At 71.0% G+C, this 17,213-nt stretch carries 13 protein-coding genes; 7 read left to right on the top strand and 6 right to left on the bottom strand.

Translation table 11 applies throughout. The features are described 5' to 3' along the window. Positions 1-26 precede the first annotated feature (26 nt). The gene (locus J7I98_RS01375) at positions 27-5,894 is read left to right on the top strand and encodes a TIR domain-containing protein (RefSeq protein ID WP_214914780.1); all 5,868 of its coding nucleotides are present in this window, start codon (positions 27-29) and stop codon (positions 5,892-5,894) included. Here J7I98_RS01375 and J7I98_RS01370 read toward each other — a convergent pair. Continuing rightward, on the bottom strand, positions 5,864-7,399 hold the full coding sequence (locus tag J7I98_RS01370; protein WP_214914778.1) for an MFS transporter: 1,536 nt from the start codon (positions 7,397-7,399) through the stop codon (positions 5,864-5,866). The two genes, J7I98_RS01375 and J7I98_RS01370, sit on opposite strands and share 31 nt — an antisense overlap. 138 nt (positions 7,400-7,537) lie before the next feature. On the opposite strand from J7I98_RS01370, the gene J7I98_RS01365 reads away from it, so the two are divergent. After that, positions 7,538-7,762 carry a hypothetical protein gene (locus J7I98_RS01365; protein ID WP_214914775.1) on the top strand — a complete coding sequence of 75 codons (225 nt, stop codon included), beginning with the start codon at positions 7,538-7,540 and terminating at the stop codon, positions 7,760-7,762. 4 nt (positions 7,763-7,766) lie between these two features. Beyond that, positions 7,767-8,948, top strand: coding sequence for a hypothetical protein (locus J7I98_RS01360; RefSeq protein ID WP_308377649.1), 1,182 nt, complete (start codon positions 7,767-7,769; stop codon positions 8,946-8,948). 291 nt (positions 8,949-9,239) lie between these two features. Here the strand turns inward: J7I98_RS01360 and J7I98_RS01355 are convergent, their stop codons facing one another. Continuing rightward, complete coding sequence (locus J7I98_RS01355) at positions 9,240-9,968, bottom strand: SDR family NAD(P)-dependent oxidoreductase (RefSeq protein ID WP_214914773.1); 729 nt, start codon at positions 9,966-9,968, stop codon at positions 9,240-9,242. Positions 9,969-10,156: 188 nt separating this feature from the next. Between J7I98_RS01355 and J7I98_RS01350 the strand changes: the two genes are divergently transcribed. Together J7I98_RS01350 and J7I98_RS01345 are read left to right on the top strand one after the other, a co-directional pair. Beyond that, a complete protein-coding gene (locus J7I98_RS01350) occupies positions 10,157-10,873 on the top strand; it encodes a VWA domain-containing protein (protein WP_214914770.1) in 717 nt (238 codons plus the stop codon). Next, the gene (locus tag J7I98_RS01345) at positions 10,870-11,427 is read left to right on the top strand and encodes a HutD family protein (RefSeq protein ID WP_214914767.1); all 558 of its coding nucleotides are present in this window, start codon (positions 10,870-10,872) and stop codon (positions 11,425-11,427) included. The genes J7I98_RS01350 and J7I98_RS01345 overlap by 4 nt, the downstream gene beginning before the upstream one ends. Before the next feature lie 91 nt (positions 11,428-11,518). Here J7I98_RS01345 and J7I98_RS01340 read toward each other — a convergent pair whose 3' ends face one another. The 4 genes from J7I98_RS01340 to J7I98_RS01325 form a co-directional block, all read right to left on the bottom strand. Beyond that, positions 11,519-13,021: an FAD-dependent oxidoreductase gene (locus J7I98_RS01340; protein ID WP_214914764.1), complete on the bottom strand. Its 1,503-nt coding sequence runs from the start codon at positions 13,019-13,021 to the stop codon at positions 11,519-11,521. A gap of 108 nt (positions 13,022-13,129) precedes the next feature. Then, positions 13,130-13,510: a VOC family protein gene (locus J7I98_RS01335; RefSeq protein ID WP_214914760.1), complete on the bottom strand. Its 381-nt coding sequence runs from the start codon at positions 13,508-13,510 to the stop codon at positions 13,130-13,132. 49 nt (positions 13,511-13,559) lie between these two features. Beyond that, positions 13,560-14,546: an acyl-CoA dehydrogenase family protein gene (locus J7I98_RS01330; RefSeq protein WP_214914757.1), complete on the bottom strand. Its 987-nt coding sequence runs from the start codon at positions 14,544-14,546 to the stop codon at positions 13,560-13,562. Further along, on the bottom strand, positions 14,546-15,691 hold the full coding sequence (locus J7I98_RS01325) for an acyl-CoA dehydrogenase family protein (RefSeq protein WP_214914754.1): 1,146 nt from the start codon (positions 15,689-15,691) through the stop codon (positions 14,546-14,548). The genes J7I98_RS01330 and J7I98_RS01325 overlap by 1 nt, the downstream gene beginning before the upstream one ends. An 89-nt stretch (positions 15,692-15,780) precedes the next feature. Between J7I98_RS01325 and J7I98_RS01320 the strand changes: the two genes are divergently transcribed. Continuing rightward, on the top strand, positions 15,781-16,563 hold the full coding sequence (locus J7I98_RS01320; protein ID WP_214914751.1) for an SDR family oxidoreductase: 783 nt from the start codon (positions 15,781-15,783) through the stop codon (positions 16,561-16,563). Between the two features lie 22 nt (positions 16,564-16,585). Continuing rightward, the gene (locus J7I98_RS01315; RefSeq protein WP_214914748.1) at positions 16,586-17,197 is read left to right on the top strand and encodes a TetR/AcrR family transcriptional regulator; all 612 of its coding nucleotides are present in this window, start codon (positions 16,586-16,588) and stop codon (positions 17,195-17,197) included. Positions 17,198-17,213: the final 16 nt, after the last annotated feature.

Genomic DNA, 17,213 nt, shown 5'->3' with positions numbered 1-17,213 from the left:
CGGAAAGACCTCCTACGATGGTCGTCATGTTGACGGACGGGGAACTGAGCGGTCAAGCAGGCGAGTTGGACTTCTTCATCAGCTACTCACCGGCCGACGAGCAATGGGCGTCGTGGATTGCCTGGACCCTGGAGGAGGCCGGATATCGCACCGTGGTCCAGGCGTGGGACTTCGTTCCTGGCACCAACTTCATTGACTTCATGGACCGTGGAGTGAGCGAATCGGCCGCCGTCATCGCGGTGCTCAGCCGCCATTATGAGCGCTCCACCTACGGACGCATGGAGTGGCAGGCCGCTCTGCGCGCCTCCCCCGAATCGCCCGAGCGACGCCTCCTGACGGTCCGCGTGGACGACATCCCCGTCGAAGGCCTGCTCGCCACGATCACGTACGTCGACCTCGTCGGCGTAGCGGACCACGACGCCGCCCGCGGCATGCTGCTCACCCGGGTCGGCCAGGCCCTGGACGGGCATGCGCGCCCGGACAGGCGGCCCGGCTACCCGGGGAGCACCCTGGGATCGCGCGGCGGCGCCGGCCAGACGCCCTTTCCCGTACAGCAGGGGCCGAGCAGGATCGGCGGCGCCGGCTGGGCAGGGCGGCGACGGCCCGTACGGGCGCCCCTCTACCCGCCGGACTCCACCGGCGGCAGCGCCAAGGACGCGGTGACCGTCCTGCACCTGGCCGGTCCGGACTTCGGGCGCGGACGCGAGCCGGACACCCTGAGCCGGCAGCTCAGGGGGGACTTCGTCGAGCTGAGGAACGCCGGTGCGCCCACCCCCGACCTGCTGGTGGTGACCGGCGACCTCACCGCATCCGGCAGCCCGCGCGAGTGCGACCAGGCCCTCAGCTTCCTCACCGCCGTACGGTCCCAGCTCGACCTTCCGCCGCAGCGCGTCATGGTCGTGCCCGGCGCGCAGGACGTGAGCCTGGCCGCCTGCCGCGCGTACTTCAGCACCTGCGAGGCGGACGAGGTCGCGCCACAGCCGCCGTACTGGCCCAAGTGGCGCCACTACACACGGCTCTTCCGCGACCTCTACCACGGCCTCGACACCGTCTTCGACAGCGATCAGCCCTGGACCCTCTTTCCCGTGCCCGAACTGAGCACGGTCGTCGCCGGGTTCAACTTCTCCGTCGCCTACAGCCACCGCCTGGAGGACCAGTACGGCTTCGTCGGACGCGACCAGGCGGCCTGGTTCGCGGAGGCCCTGCGGCCGTACGAGGAGGAGGGCTGGCTGCGCATCGGCATCGTCCGCCACCCGTTCACCGAACGCCGCCGCCCCGGCGACGCCGTCGGCGGCCCCGGGGTGCTGCGGGACGCCGACACGCTGGAGCGGCTCGCCGCCCCCCGGCTGCACATGCTGCTGCACGGCCCGGCGGGCGGGCCCCGCAGCACCGCCGACGACCCGACCCACGCCCGGCTTTCCACCGCCACCGGTGACCTGCCGTTGTTCGGCGCCGCGGCGCCCGCCAGGTTCGAGCTGCTCCAGGTCACCGCCGACGGCGTCACCCGCTGGAGCGACCGGGGCGCGAAGGGGCCGGAAACCTTCCCCGGTACGTGGAGCCGGACCCGACGCGTCTTCCCCGAACCGGCCAGGACCGCCTTCCCCTCCACGGAGGCGCCGCACGACAGGTCTACGGCCGACGAGCCCGTTGACCTGCTCGTCGAGCGAGTCAAGGAGGTCTGCCAGGCCCGCAGAGAAGGCGTCCGGCTGCGCGACATCCCACGGCGTACACCCGATGACATGGCCCAGCTGATGGCCACCTGGCGGGAGGACGGCGTGGTGCGCCAGCAACGCATCGCGGTCCGCCCCGGCACGCCCACCGAGGAGGAACTCGACCGCTTCATCACTCACGTCCACGCCCATGACCCGGGATCCGAGGCCGAGTTGGTGTACGACGGGCCCGCGCCCCGGAGCGGACTGCGGGAGCGCGCGGTGCGCCGGGGAATCAGGGTGCGCAGCTTCCTCGAATTCCAAGGCCTGCTCGACCTGCGCGGTTACGTGTCCGCCCAGACCGCCCGCTTGCAGAGCAGTGACCAGTACGCCCCGGGCCTCTATCTCCCCCAGCGGTACCGCGACGCCGACCGCCCCGACGGAGAGGAACGCAACGGCCTGGTAGAGGAGCTGCTGGAGCTGCTGGAGGCCGACCACGGCCGCTTCGTCCTGCTCCTCGGCGAGTTCGGGCACGGCAAGACGTTCGCCCTGCGCGAGCTGGCCCGCCGTATCCCCGAACAGCTGCCGCATCTCACGCCGTTGTTCATCCCGCTCCGCACCCTCGACCGGGCGCACAGCCTGGAGGGCCTGGTCGCCGCCCACCTGGCGGGCCACGAGGTCGACACCATAGACCTGCGCGCCCTGCGCTACATGCTGGCCCAGGGCAGAGTCGTCCTGCTCTTCGACGGCTTCGACGAGCTGGTCAACCGCGTCAGTTACGACCGCGCGGCCGACCATCTGCAGGTGCTTCTCGACGCGTCCGTCGACAACGCCAAGATCCTGGTGAGCAGCCGCACCCAGCACTTCAAATCCCACGAGCAGATCCTCACCGCTCTCGGCGAGCGCGTCGGACTGCTCCCGCAGCGCAGGATCGTGTCCGTCGAAGGCTTCACTCCCGTGCAGATCCGGTCGTATCTGGTCAACAGCTACGGCGACGAGAACATCGCCGACCAGAGATTCCAGCTGCTGCGTAACATCCCCGACCTGCTCACGCTGTGCCGCAACCCCCGGCTGCTCTCCTTCATCGCCGATCTCAGCCAGGACCAGCTGCGAGCGGTCGCCGGCGCGGGACGGGCCCTGAGCCCCGCCCGGATCTACGAGGACGTGTTGACCTCCTGGCTCACCCACGAGGAGCGCCGTGGGCAGGGCGGGCCCGGCGCACCGCCCGGCCTGACCCTCGCCGAGCTGTGGTCGTCGGTGACCGCGCTGGCCCAGCGGCTGTGGGAGAGCGGCCACAGTGCGCTGCGGCTCGACGAGCTCACCGAGACGGTGGCCGACACCCTCAGTGAGCTTGCCGAAAGCACGCTGTCCACGCAGGAGTCGGCGCAGGCGGTCGGCGCCGGCAGTCTGCTGGTGCGCAACGACGACGGTCTCTTCCAGTTCGTCCACGGCTCCATCGTGGAGTGGCTGGTCGCCAAGGAAGCCGCCCGAGAGCTCGCCAGGGGGCGGTACGGACTGCTTTTCGCGCGCCCGCTGAGCCAGCTGGCGGTGGGGTTCTTCTGCGACCTCGCCGACCACGAGCTGTGCGTCCGCTGGGTCTACGACGTCCTGGGCTCCTCCGGACCCTCCGGACCCTCCGGTCGGGGGGCGAACGACGCGGCGCGCGCGAACGCCGTACGGATCAGCGACCGGCTCCGGGTGCCCGCCAATGCGGACCTGCGCGGAGCCCGGCTGGCCGGGGAGGACCTCTCTTACCGCGACTTCTCCGGCGTCGACCTCACCGGCGCCGACCTGACCGACGCCCGGCTCATCGGCACGAATCTCTCCGGCGCCGTCCTCAGGAACGCCCGTCTCGTCGGCGCCCGGCTCGACGGCGCGGACCTCAACCGGGCCGACTTCACTGGAGCCGACCTGCGCAGAGCGCACCTGACCCGGGCTGATCTGCGCGGTGCGCGGCTCGTGGGAAGCCGCTGGCACCGGGCCGCCCTCATCGACTCGCTCACGGACGCGGCCGTGCGGTCTGCCCCCGAGCTGCGCACCGCCGCCATCGCGCCCGGCATGGCGGTGGACGCGGGATTCCGGCCCTCGTCCGTCGGTGTTCCGTACGGCTTCGACATGCGCACCAGCAGACTCCCCGAACCCATCGCGTACAGCCCCGAGGGGGAGCTCCTCGCGGTCGGGAGCGAGGACGGCGGCATTCTGATCTGCGCCGCGGACACGGGCAGGGCGCTGCGCACCCTCCAGGGGCACCAAGGGCGGGTGTACGCCGTCAAGTTCGGCGCCGACGTTATCGCCACCGGAGGCTCCGACGGCACCGTACGGCTGTGGGATCCGGTGTCCGGGGAGTGCCGGCACCGGCTGGAGGTCCACCCCGACGGGGTGTGGCCGGTCGCGCTCGACGGCGACGGCACGCTGCTCGCCACTGGGGACGGCGAAGGCCTGGTCACGCTCTGGGACGTGGCCACGGGGGAACCCGTACACCGCCTTCCGGGCCACACCGCCCCCGTCTACAGCGCGGTCTTCAGCCCGGACGGCCGCACCCTGATCACCGGCGACGCGGCTGCCGACGTACGGCTGTGGGACATCCGTACCGGACACTGCACAGGGGAACTCGGCGGCCATCAAGGGGCCGTCTACCGCGTCAGGTTCAGCCCGGACGGCACGGTGTTCGCCACCGCCGACCAGGGCGCGGAGGGGCAGGGCGGAGCCGTACGGATCTGGACGGCGGACGGGGTGGACGGGTCGGGCAGGGCGGACGGGTCGGGCAGGCCGCGGCTGCTGCACGAGTTCACCGGCCACACCGGACGTGTGTACGCCCTCGATTTCCACCCCGACGGCAACCTCCTGGCCAGCGGCGACACCGACGGACAAGTGCGGCTGTGGGACCCGGTGGTGGGCACGCAGGCGGGGATCCTGGAGCGGTGCACAGGAGCCGTTTACCACGTCCTCTTCGGGCACGGCGGCAAGCTCCTCGCGGCCTGCGACAGCGACGGCACGGTCCGGCTGTGGAACGTCACCACCCAGCGGCACGGACACACGGTGACCCTCCACGGCCAGCAGCCCGCCGAACACCGGGGCTCCGCATGGGCCCTGGCCTTCCGGCCGCAGGACAGCCAGCTGCTCACCGTCGGGAACGACGGAGGCGCGCAGATCTGGGAGGCGGCCACCGGCCAGGGCAAGCGCATCCTGCGTGGCCACGGACGCCGGGTCAGCGACCTGGCCTTCAGCGCCGACGGCGCCCACCTTGCCACCTGCGGCAACGACGGTGTCGTACGGCTGTGGGAGACGCGCACCGGACGGCGTACCGAGGAGCTGATCGGACGGGGCAACCGGCTCGTCTCCGTGGCGTTCAGCCCCGTCGAACCGGTCCTCGGGACCGCCAGCAACGACGGTGACATCTACCTCTGGAACCCGGCCGGCGGCCAGTACCTGAGAGAGCTCGACATCGAGACCGAGCACATCTGGGCCGAGGCGTTCAGCGGCGACGGTCAACTGCTCGCCACGGCCAACGACGACGACACCGTCCGCCTCTGGTACCGCACCACGGGCGCGCAGGTGGCCAACCTGGACCAGCACCGCGGCAGGGTCCGCTCCATCACCTTCAGGTCCGACAGCGATGTCCTCGCGACCGGGTGCGACGACAGCCGCGTACGGCTGTGGGACGCCCGCTCCGGCGGCCTCGTCGCGGAACTCGACGCCCATGACGACCGGGTGTACGGGGTGGCCTTCGGGCCGGGGAGCCAGTGGCTGGCCAGTGCGAGCTGGGACGGTACGGCCATCGTCTGGCGGGACAACGACCCGTGCCTGCGACTGCGCGGGCGCGGCGGCAGGCTGTGGACGGTCGCCGCCCATCCGAGCCGTCCGTTGCTGGCGGCGGCCGGTGACGACCGCACGATCGGGCTGTGGAATGCCGACACCGGCGAGCAGATCGCCGAACTGACCGGGCACGCGGGCCGGATCCTGTCGGTCGCATTCAGCCCGGACGGTACGGCCCTGGCCAGCGGCAGCGAGGACGGCACCGTGCGGCTCTGGAACTTCCCGACCGACGGGCAGCCCTCGCTGCGGGCGACGCTGATCGGCGTACCGGGCGGGTGGGCGGCCCTGACGCCGGCCGGCGGCTACAAGTACGAGGGCGATGTGGCCGGTGAGTTCTGGCATGTCGTGGGGATGTCGCGGTTCGTGCCCGGCGAGCTCGACGAGTACCTTCCGGGGGTTCACCGGCTGCCGCTGGGGGAGGAGCTGTAGGGCGTCTCGCGTCGGACGGGCTCCGGGACCGTGCGCTTCGGCTCGATCCGGTCCGTACGCCGCTCGTTCGGCGGGGTCAGCATGCGGTGGACCAGGACCGCCGCCGCCGTCATAGCCACCGCCGCGACCGTCAGGGCGAACTGCCAGGCGTACGTGAACTGCCCGGCCAGCTCGGCCTGCCGGGGGCCGGCCAGGTTGCCCGCCGCCACGTCCGCCGCGACGGCGGCGTCGCCCACGCGGGACTGGACCAGGGTGATCAGGGCGGCGCCGAAGACGGCGAGCATCAGGGAGTTGGAACCGGCCCGGATCGTGTTCAGCAGGCCCGAAGCCATGCCCACGTGCTCCTGGTCGACCATGCTCATGGCCTGGGCGTCGACAAGCCCGAGGGTCAGGCCGCTCGCCGTGCCGATCAGGATCAGCGGTACGGCGAGCCCGGCGGCGCCCATGCCCGGGCGCAGAGTGAGGGCCAGCCAGGCGTTGCCCGCGGCTGACAGCAGCAGGGCCGCGGCCACGATGTGGCGGGCCGGGAGGCCCCGGGTGACCAGGCGGCCGCCGATCTGGGGGACGACGAAGATGGGGGCGGTCAGCATCAGCATGACCAGACCCGCGTCACCGGCGGAGAGGCTGTTCGCTCCCTGAAGATAGGTGGGGAAGAAGACCATGACGCCGGACGAGCCGATCGCGATGGCCGTCGCACCGACGATCCAGCCCATGAAGCGCCGGTTGCGCACCAGGGCGAGGTCCAGCATCGGGTGGTCGCTGCGCCGCTCGATCGCCACGAACAGGGCGAGCAGCGCGAAGCCGGCGGCCAGCGGGACAAGAACGCGGGCGCTGCCCCAGCCCGCCCGACCGCCCTGGGTGATGGCGAACATGACCATCGCGAGCCCGGCGATGAAGGTGACCGCGCCGGGTACGTCGACCCTGGGCCGGGCCGCCGCCCTGGATTCGGTCATGAAGAGGGTCGCCGACAGGATGACGATTCCGGCGACCCCGAAGAGGAGGAACGTCGTCCGCCAGCCGAAGGCCCCGACGACCGCGCCGGAGACCGTCGGTCCGGCCGCGATGCCGATGCCCGCGACCGTACCGACCGTCGCGAACACCCTGGTACGGGCGGCTCCTTCGAAGGTCGACGCGAGGATCGCGCCACCGCCCGCCATCACGCCTGCGGCGCCCAGACCCGCGAGGGTGCGGGCCGCGTCCAGGACCAGGATGCTCTGGGCGGTGGAGGCGACGAGGGTGCCGGCTGTGTATACGGCGGCTCCGGTCGCGTACACCTTCCGTCGGCCGAACAGGTCGCCGAGCGAGCCCGCGACGAGCATGAAGGCGGAGGCGGTGAGGAAGTAGCCGGTGACGACCCACTGGAGGGACGCACCGGAGGCATTGAGGTCCCGGCCGATCTCCGGGAGGGCGATCGTCGTGCCGGACATTGCCATGGGGAGGGTGAGGTAGCCGAGCAGGACGATCAGCAAGGTCACAAGGGGGCGGGGGACGCATATCGGTTTCATGGCCAAAGCCTCGTACCTCAAGCGGAGTTGAGGTCAAGCGCCAACTATTGACTAAAAGTCAATTCGGCTTCAGGGTCGGGACAGGGTCGGGACGGGACCGGCGTAGGAACATCCACCGTCATCGGAAGGGCCGTGAGCATGAGCAGCACCGAAGCGCTGACGCGACTGAGTACGGAGCTGGGCGGCGCACAGCCGCCGCCGAGCATCGGCCGGCTGGAGGACGGACAGCTCGCCCTCCTCGCCGACGCGCTGCGCCGCGAGCGCGAGCGCCGGGCGTCCGGGCTCGGCGTCGCGGCGGAGGAGGCCCTCAAACTGGTCCCCGCCCTCGCCCGTGGTCCCGTACGCCGCATCCTCTTCAAGTGAGCCGGTGATCCCCGACATGGACAAGCTCCGCAACAGGGCCGAGACCGAGAAGATCGCCGCACTGCTGGGCGAGGACCGCGACGGTCCCGGGTCCCCTGGGTCCCCCGGGTCCTCCGAGGCCCCCAAGTCCCCCGGGTCCTCCGAGGCCCGCGAACGCCTCGCCTTCCTGCACACTCTGCCCGCCGAAGACGTACGCCGCCTGCGCGAACAGGCCACCGCCGCGCTCTTCGACGGCACGCCCGAGATGCTCGACCGGATTGCCAGGGCCACCAAGCTGGTCCCGGCCGGGGTGGCCGCGGCGATTTCGCAGAAGGCGCTGGGGCCGCGGCTCGCCGCCGCGGTCGCCGGCAAGCTGGAACCTGCGCGGGCCGCCGACATCATCGAGAAGCTGCCGGTTTCGTTCACCGCCGAGTCCTGCCCCCACCTCGATCCCCGGAGGATCGCGGGGATCGTCGACCGGCTCGACGAGAATCTGCTCGTACGGATCGCCGTCGCGCTCGCGGAACGCGGCGACCATCTGACGATGGGGCGGTTCGTCGGGCATCTGCGCGACTCCGCACTGGAACGGATCATCCCGCAGATCGCCGACGACGTGGTGCTGCGCACCGGCTTCGCCATCGACATGCCCGAACGACTCGGCCAGGTAATCGAGTTGATGGGGGAAGACCGGCTCGCCTCGGTCGTCGGAGCGGCGGCCGACGGGCTGTGGCCCGAGGCGCTGGCCATCGCAGGGATGGTCCCGGACGAGCAGCGCGCCCGTATCGCCTCCCTCGCGGCGGCGCAGCCGCAGGAACGGCTCGACGCGCTCGTACGGGTCGTGGCGGAGCAGGACCTGTGGGAGTCGCTACTGCCGCTGGTGGCGCTGCTCGGCCACGAGGAGCGCCGAGCGGTCGCCGGGCTGCCGTCACTGCGCTCGGCGGGAGTACTCGAAGGGGTCGTACGGGCGGTGGTGGCGACCGGGCTCTGGGCGGAGTTCCTGCCACTGGTGGAGGTGCTGCCGACGGACTCCCGCAAGACGGTCGCGGACGCGGCGGCCGGGCTCGGGGAGGCCGAACTGGACGCGCTGGCACGGGAGGTGGACAAGCGGGACCTGTGGGGGCTGGTGCTGCCACTGGTGGAACTGATGGACGACGAGGGCAAACAGCGAATCTTCGAGCTGCCGGCATTCCAGGTGCAGGCGGAGTAGGCCGGACACCGTCAGCCCGTCCGGCGGGTGAGGACACTTCCCCAGACTTCGTCCGGGGGGACCCCAAGGGCGTCCGGGGGCTGGGGGCTTGCCCTCCCGGCGGAGCCGCACCTGTCACCGCCGGGAGGGGGCGGGTCGGGGGAATCCCCGCAGGGCAGCCACCCCGACGCGTCGCCCCGACGCGTCAGGCCACCGCCGCCATCACCGCCGCCATCACCGCCGCCATCACCGCCGCCATCACCGCCGTCTTCGCCGCCGACAGAACAGCCGACATGGTTTCGAGCGCCGCTCTCACCCCGTCGTGGACCCGCCGTCGACCGTGATCTCCGTGCCGGTGATGTACGAGGACGCGTCCGAGGCGAGGAAGAGCACGACCTCGCCGACCTCCTCCGGGCGGCCCATCCTCCCCAGTGGCAGGTGCGACCAGTCCCGGCCCGCGACCGCCGAGACCATCGGGGTGTCGATCGCCCCCGGGTGCACGGAGTTGACCCGGATCCTGTGGCGCGCGAGGTCGAGCGCGGAGGAGCGGGTGAGCCCCCGCAGCCCGAACTTCGTCGACCCGTACGCCGCGTGCCCCGGGATGCCAACCAGGCCGGCCGTCGACGAGACGTTGACGATCGAGCCGCCGCCCGCCTCCTTCATCGCGGGCACCACGGCCTGTATACCGAGGAAGGGGCCGAGGAGGTTGACCCGTACAAGCGCCTCGAAATTCTCCAGGGTCTCGTCCTCGACCGACGCCGTGCGCCAGAGCGCGGCGTTGTTGACCAGCGCGTCGATCCGGCCGTACGCGGCGAGGGCGGCAGCCACCGTCTCCGTCCAGCTCTCCTGCGCCGAGACGTCATGACGTACGAACAAGCCTTGCGAGCCCAGCGATTCGGCGACCTCCCGGCCCTCCTCCACCCGTACGTCCGTAACCACGACGCACGCGCCGGCCTCGGCGAAGAGCCGGGCTTCAGCCGCGCCCTGGCCGCGCCCCGCGCCCGTGATGACGACGACCTTGCCGTCCAGCGAAATCTTCATTCGGCCTCCAGGACCCTGAAGTGCGGGACGACCGTCCCGCCCGGCCGGCGGACGGTGCCCCCGCACGCCTGTGTGGGATTGACCGTGCCCAGTGGTCCGCGAGCTCTACCGCCGATGGCCGTAGCCCCGTGCGCCTGATCACGTAACCTCGGCAACCCGACGGCGTACGCACCCGACCAGGAGTCCCCATGCCCATCGACCTCCGCAAGGTGGAGGAGACCGCTCCGGCGCTCGTCAGCCTCTACAAGAGCGCCGGTGTCTCGCTGAGCAAGCACGGGCTGAACGGGCAGCGTGCCGCGGTCTATCTGGTGCTGGACTACTCGGGATCCATGCGCGACTACTACAAGGACGGCAGTGTCCAGGCCCTCGCCGACCAGGTGCTCGGCCTCTCCGCGCATCTCGACGACGACGGTTCCGTCCCCGTCGTCTTCTTCTCCACAGAGGTCGACGCCGTCGCCGACATCGCGCTGGAGAACCACTCGGGCCGGATCGACAGGATCGTCGCCGGGCTCGGACACATGGGCAAGACCAGCTACCACCTCGCCATGGACGCGGTCATCGACCACTACCTCGACAGCGGCTCGCAGCACCCCGCACTCGTCGTCTTCCAGACCGACGGCGGCCCCATCAACAAGCTGGCGGCGGAGCGGTACATCTGCAAGGCCGCCAAACTGCCGCTGTTCTGGCAGTTCGTCGGCTTCGGCAACACCCGTAGCTCGCAGTTCAACTTCCTGCGCAAGCTCGACGAACTCGCCGTACCCGCCAAGCGCCCCGTAGACAACGCCGGCTACTTCCATGCCGGCCCCGATCCGCGGCAGGTCCCGGACGCCGAACTGTACGACCGGCTCGTCCGGGAGTTCCCGTCCTGGCTGGCGGCCGCGCGAGCACAGGGCATCGTGCGATGAGCGTCCGCGTACTGCGGGCGGCCTCGCGGGAGGCCGTGCCGTGGAAGAACGGCGGCGGGATCACCCGGGAGATCGCAGCCTGGCCCCAGGACGCCGGGATGGCCGACTTCGCGTGGCGCATCAGCCTCGCGGAGGTCGCGGCGGACGGGCCGTTCTCCGCGTTTCCCGGGGTGGACCGGATCCTGACCATGGCCGAGGGCGCCGGGATGGACCTCACGGTGGGCGGCGAGCGGCGGCTCGTCGACACGTGCTGCGTCCCCCAGCACTTCCCCGGGGATGTCGCCACACACTGCCGGCTGCTCGGCGGTCGGGTCGTGAACTTCAACGTCATGTACCGCAGGGACCGTACGTCCACCACCGTCGCCGTCGTACGGGGCGAGTCGGCCGTCACGGTTCCGCCCGGCGGAACAGTGGTGATCGTCGCCCTGGACGGAACCGCGTCTTTCGACGGCGTAACCCTCGGCCGGTACGACGCGGCGGTGGTCCGGTCGCCCGTCGCTCTGCTCGCCGAGGGACAGACGGCGGTCGTCACACTGCTTGAGGCAGGCGCGTGAACTCCCCGTCGGTAAGGGCGACTTCGAGCGCAACATAGTTCCCCTCCGGACGCTGTACGGATGAGGTGGGCATGAGCGGCCACTCGCGTGATCAGCCGCGCGGTATCGACGAGCGCATCGCGGACGTCCAGGAGACCTGCATCTGGCCGGCCGCGATCCTCGCGGATACGGGCCCGTCGCCCGAGGACTCGGAGGCCCAGGCCGCGTAACCGTCGGGGCGCACGAGGAGGGTCGTACGGCGGTCGCTCGCCCACTCGGCCACGGTGAGGCGGTCCTCATCGTGGTCGACGGACGTGCCGCGCGGCGTGATGAGTACGAACTTGCCCGCGCGCAGCTCCTCGTACAGCCGCCCGTCCTTGAGCTCGACATCGGGCACGCGCTTGCCGGTCAGGGGGTGGGAGCCGCGCGGCGCCCCATAGGCGTAGCCGATACCGGTGATCTGGCCGATGGCCTTGCGGGTCACGGGCCGCAGATGCCCGGCGGCGAACGCCAGCACGGCGCGCAGACCCCGCTGCGCCACATTGTGTGCCATGGAGAGCCGGATGATCGCGCCGCTGCTGCGCAGGACGGCCCGCCCGACCGGATGCCGCTCCGCGTTGTACGTATCCAACAGGCCTTCTGACGCCTGACCGTTGACGACCGCTGCCAGCTTCCAGCCGAGGTTGGCGGCGTCCTGGAGTCCGGTGTTCATGCCCTGGCCGCCGGCCGGGGAGTGGGTGTGCGCGGCGTCGCCCGCGAGCAGAACACGGCCGACCCGGTAGTCGGGCACCTGGCGCTCGTCGCTGTGGAAGCGGGACATCCAACGGGCGTCGTGCATACCGAAGTCTGAGCCGAAGGCCCGCTCGGCGATCTCGCGCAGCTCCTCCAGCTCTACGGGCTCGCTGTCGGCCACTTCGGCACGAGTGCGGTCCCAGCCGCCGACGCGCCAGTAGCCGTCCCCGAACGGGATGATGAAGCCGAAGGCGTTCCCCACACCGTTGACCGCGACCGTGCGCTCCGGCTCCTGGGTCAGCTTCACATCGGCCAGGACGATCGACTTGATGACGGACTGCCCGGGGAACGGCAGCCCCAGGGCCTTACGCACGGTGCTGCGCACGCCGTCGGCGCCGACCACGTAGGCAGCGCGCAGGGTGTCGGCGGCGCCGTCCTCGTGGCGGACCTTCAGGGTGACCCCCTCGTCGGCCTGCGCGACACCGGTGACCTCCGCTCCGTACACGAAACGGATGCCGTTCTTCTCGGCACGCTGCAACAGCAGCTTCTCCACCTCGTACTGAGGAGTGATCAGTACGAACGGAAAGCGCGACGGCATGTGGGAGATGTCCAGCGAGAGCGCGGCGAACAGCCGGACCCCGGTGATCTTCTGACCGGTGTCGATCAGCTCGTCGGCGAGCCCCCGGGCGTCGAGCTGCTCCAGAGTGCGGGCGTGCACGCCGAAGGCGCGGGTCAGGTTGCTGATGCCCTGCGGGCGCTTCTCGACCACGGTGACGGAGACGCCGGCGGCGGCGAGATCCCCGGCGAGCAGCAGCCCGGTGGGGCCGGAGCCGACGACGATGACGGTGGCGGTGTGCTGAGTGGTACCGGTCTTGCCGTTCATGGCGACCTCCTGGTGCCAACGACTGTTGGTCAACGCATGTAGGCAAATGTAGAGCCGACCACTCGGCGTTGTCAACAGGTGTTGGCCTACGGGTGTTGGTGTCGCTGCTCAGTGGCGTACGAGACAGAAGGGGTGCCCCGCGAGGTCCGCGTAGATCCGCCAACTGCGGGCGCCTCCACCGTCGTCGAGCAGCAGCCTCGCGCCCAGCCGCATCACCTGGGCGTGGGCCGAGTCGAGGTCCGGCACGCCGAAGTCCAGATGGAACTGCTGCGGGTCGGCCGGGTCCGGCCAATTGGGCGGGCGGTAGTCGGGCACGCGCTGGAAGGCGAGCACGAGGCCGGTGGGGGTGTGAAGCGTGGACCAGTTGTCGTCGATGCCCCAGCGGCGGTCCGGCTGATTGACCGTGCCGCCGAGAAGCGACTCGTAGAAGTGGGCGAGGCGGAGCGGGTCTTCGCAGTCCAGCACGACGCACTGCAATTCGGCGATCATGCGCGGGACCTTATCCGTGTTCCGCACCCACACCCATCACCCGCCCGCGCTACGCAGCCAGCACCCTCGCCCGGCACTCCGACGGCCTCCCCCACGCATCCCGCAACGGCCGCGCCTTCCGTAGCCACAGTGACAGGTCGAGCTCCTCCGTGTAGCCCACCGCGCCGTGCAGTTGAAGTGCCGTACGGGCGGCCGCGTACGCCGCCTCGCCCGCCGTCACCTTTGCCGCCGCGATGTCGCCGGGAGCCATCGAGAGCGCAGCCCCGTACAGCAGCGGGCGGGCGAATTCGAGGCCGGTCAGGGTGTCCGCCAGCCGGTGCTTGACCGCCTGGAAGGAACCGATCGCGGCACCGAACTGCGCGCGCTGCTTGACGTACGCCACCGTCTGCGCCAGCAGCGCGTCCCCGGTCCCGATCGCCTGCGCAGCCGTGAGGAACGCCGCCCAGTCGCGCGCCGCCCCCACCGCCCCCACTGTGACGGTCACCTCCTCCCCACCGTCCAGCGGCCGGAAGAGGCGCCGCGCCGGATCGGCAGAGGGGTGCAGAAGGCCGTGCCCGGGCGGCGCCACTCGCAACGCACAAGGGGACGCCGTCGGCCGCAGCACCAGCACCGCATCGGCGGCGTCCGCATCCAGCGCGTAGGACGCAGGCGCATGCGTGGCGTCCGCCAGGGACACCAGAGCCTCACCGGCGGCGATCCGCGGCAGCCACTCCTTGGCGAGCGACGGCGCCCCCGCCAGCAGCACGGCCGCAGCTACCGTCTCGACCACCGGACCCGGCACCGCGTGCCGCCCCAACTCCACGAAGGCAACGGCCAGTTCCACCGGCAACGGCCCGCCCGGGCCCACCCCCTCGTATGCCTCCGGAACCGCCAGCGCGAAAACCCCCGCATCCGCCAGCTTCGACCACAGCGCCCGCCCGGGCCCGTGGTCACCAGCCGCCCACGCCCGTACCACCGACGGAGTGTCCGCCGCCGTCAGCATCGCGCTGAGCGAGCGCGCGAAGTCCCGCTGCTCGTCGTCGAGGAGGAAGCGCATCAGCGGCGTCCCTTCGGCAGGCCGAGCAGCCGCTCGGCGATGATGTCGCGCTGGATTTCATTGGTGCCCGCGTAGATGGGCCCGGCGAGGGAGAAGACGTAGCCCTCCGCCCACTCGCTCTGCGCCAGTTCCGCGTCCGCGCCCAGCAGGTCGAGCGCCGTCTCGTGGAGGGCGATGTCGTAGTCGGACCAGAAGACCTTGTTGAGGCTGGACTCGGCGCCGATGCTCGCCCCCGCCGCGAAGCGCGAGGCATTGCCGTACGTGAAGAGCTGGTACGCGCGCGCCCCGATCACCGCGTCCGCCACCCGGTCGCGCAGCGCCGTATCGCCGGAGTCTGCATGGGCACGCCACAAGTCCGTCAGTCGGCCGGCGGCGGCCAGGAAGCGGCCGGGGGAGCGGAGGGTCAGTCCGCGCTCGTTGCCCGCTGTCGACATGGCGACCTTCCAGCCCGCCCCGGGCTCCCCGATGACATCCGCGTCCGGGACGAAGACCTGGTCGAGGAAGAGCTCGGCGAAGGCCGGCTTCCCGTCGAGACGCCCGATGGGCCGTACCGTCACGCCGGGCGCCGACAGGTCGAACATCAGATACGTCAGGCCGTGATGCGGCTTCGCCGTCCCCTGCTCGGTACGGAAGATCCCGAACGCGCGGTCGGCGAAGGCGGCCCGCGACGACCATGTCTTCTGGCCGGACAGCAGCCAGCCGCCCTCTGTGCGCACGGCCGTCGAGCGCAGCGAGGCGAGGTCCGAGCCCGCCTCGGGTTCGGACCAGGCCTGCGCCCAGATGACCTCACCGCTGGCCATCGGCGGCAGCACGCGGGCGCGCTGCTCGTCCGTCGCGTGGTCGAAGAGGGTGGGCGCGAGGAGGTTGATGCCGTTCTGGCTCACCCGGCCCGGCGCCCCGGCGGCGTAGTACTCCTCCTCGAAGATCAGCCACTTGAAGATGTCGGCGCCCCGCCCGCCGTACTCCTCGGGCCAGGAGACGACCGACCACCGGTCGCTGTGCAGCCGCGCCTCCCACTCCCTGTGCGCCGCGAAACCCTCCTCGGTCTCCAGGGAGGGGAGCGGATCGGCGGGCACATGTGCGGCGAGCCAGGCCCGCGCCTCTGCCCGGAAGGCTTCCTCTTCGCCGGTGTGGTCCAAGTCCATTACGGGCTCGCCTTCTTCATGGCGTCCATCCTTCCCTAACAAGTGTTTGGTAGGTTAACGTACATCCCGTCTCCGAAGGAGGTACGGGCGTGAACGCTCCCCACTACGTGCCAGGCCACGGCCTGCTCACCGGCCGCAGCGCCGTCATCACCGCAGCGGCAGGCGCCGGGATAGGCGGGGCCACCGCCCGCAAGTTCCTCGAAGAAGGCGCGTCCGTCGTCATCAGCGACGCGCACGCCCGCCGTCTCAAGGAGAGCGCGGCGGCCCTGGCCGACGAATTCGGCGCCGACCGCGTCGCCTCCCTGCCCTGCGACGTCACCGACGAATCGCAGGTCCAGGCCCTGTTCGCGCTTACCGAGGACACCCGCGGCGGCCTGGACATCGTCGTCAACAACGCCGGACTCGGCGGCACGGCAGAGCTGGTCGACATGACCGACGAGCAGTGGTCGAAAGTCCTCGACGTGACCCTGAACGGCACCTTCCGCTGCACAAGGGCGGCCCTGCGCTCCATGAAGGCGGCGGCCGCGGGCGGGCTGATTGTCAACAACGCCTCCGTCGTCGGCTGGCGCGCACAGGCCGGCCAGGCCCACTACGCCGCCGCCAAGGCCGGCGTCATGGCGCTCACCCGGTGCGCGGCGGTCGAGGCGGCGCAGTACGGCGTGCGGGTCAACGCCGTCGCCCCCAGCCTCGCCATGCACCCGCACCTCGCGAAGGTGACCTCCGCCGGACTCCTGGAGGAGCTCACCGCCAAGGAGGCCTTCGGGCGCTACGCCGAGCCGTGGGAGGTCGCCAACGTCATCGTCTTCCTCGCCAGCGACTACTCGTCGTACATGACCGGCGAAACCGTCTCCATCAGCAGCCAGCGCGCCTAGTGCCCGGGCGGACAATGGCAAGGTGCCTAACAAGAAGAAGACCCAGGTGACCGCCTCGCCCGAGCGCCGCCGCGAACTCCTCGGCACCGCAGCCGAGGTATTCGCCGCACAGGGCTACAACGCCACCACCGTCCGCAAGATCGCGGACGCGGCGGGGATGCTCGCGGGCAGCCTCTACTACCACTTCGATTCCAAGGAATCGATGCTCGACGAGATCCTCTCGACCTTCCTGACCGAGCTGTGGGACGGCTACGACGCCGTGCTCGCCGCCGGACTCGGGCCGAGGGAGACCATCGAGGCGCTCGTCACCGAATCCTTCCGGGAGATCGACCGGCACCGTGCCGCCGTCGCGATCTACCAGAAGGAGTCCGGGCACCTGTCCTCACAGCCCCGTTTCCACTACCTCACCGACTCGCAGCAGAAGTTCGAAAAGGCGTGGCTCGGGACGCTGGAACGCGGCGTCGCCGCCAGCGTCTTCCGCGCCGACCTCGACGTCCGGCTCACGTACCGCTTCGTCCGCGACACCGTCTGGGTCGCCGCGTCGTGGTACCGGCCCGGCGGCCGGCACAGCCCGGAGGAAATCGCCCGCCAGTACCTGTCGATGGTCCTGGACGGTATCGCCGTACGTACGTAACCCCATCCCTATAAGG

It is taken from the genome of Streptomyces sp. ISL-98, assembly GCF_018614055.1.
Taxonomy (GTDB): domain Bacteria; phylum Actinomycetota; class Actinomycetes; order Streptomycetales; family Streptomycetaceae; genus Streptomyces; species Streptomyces spiramyceticus.
This window is presented reverse-complemented; position numbering and strand designations above follow the sequence as displayed.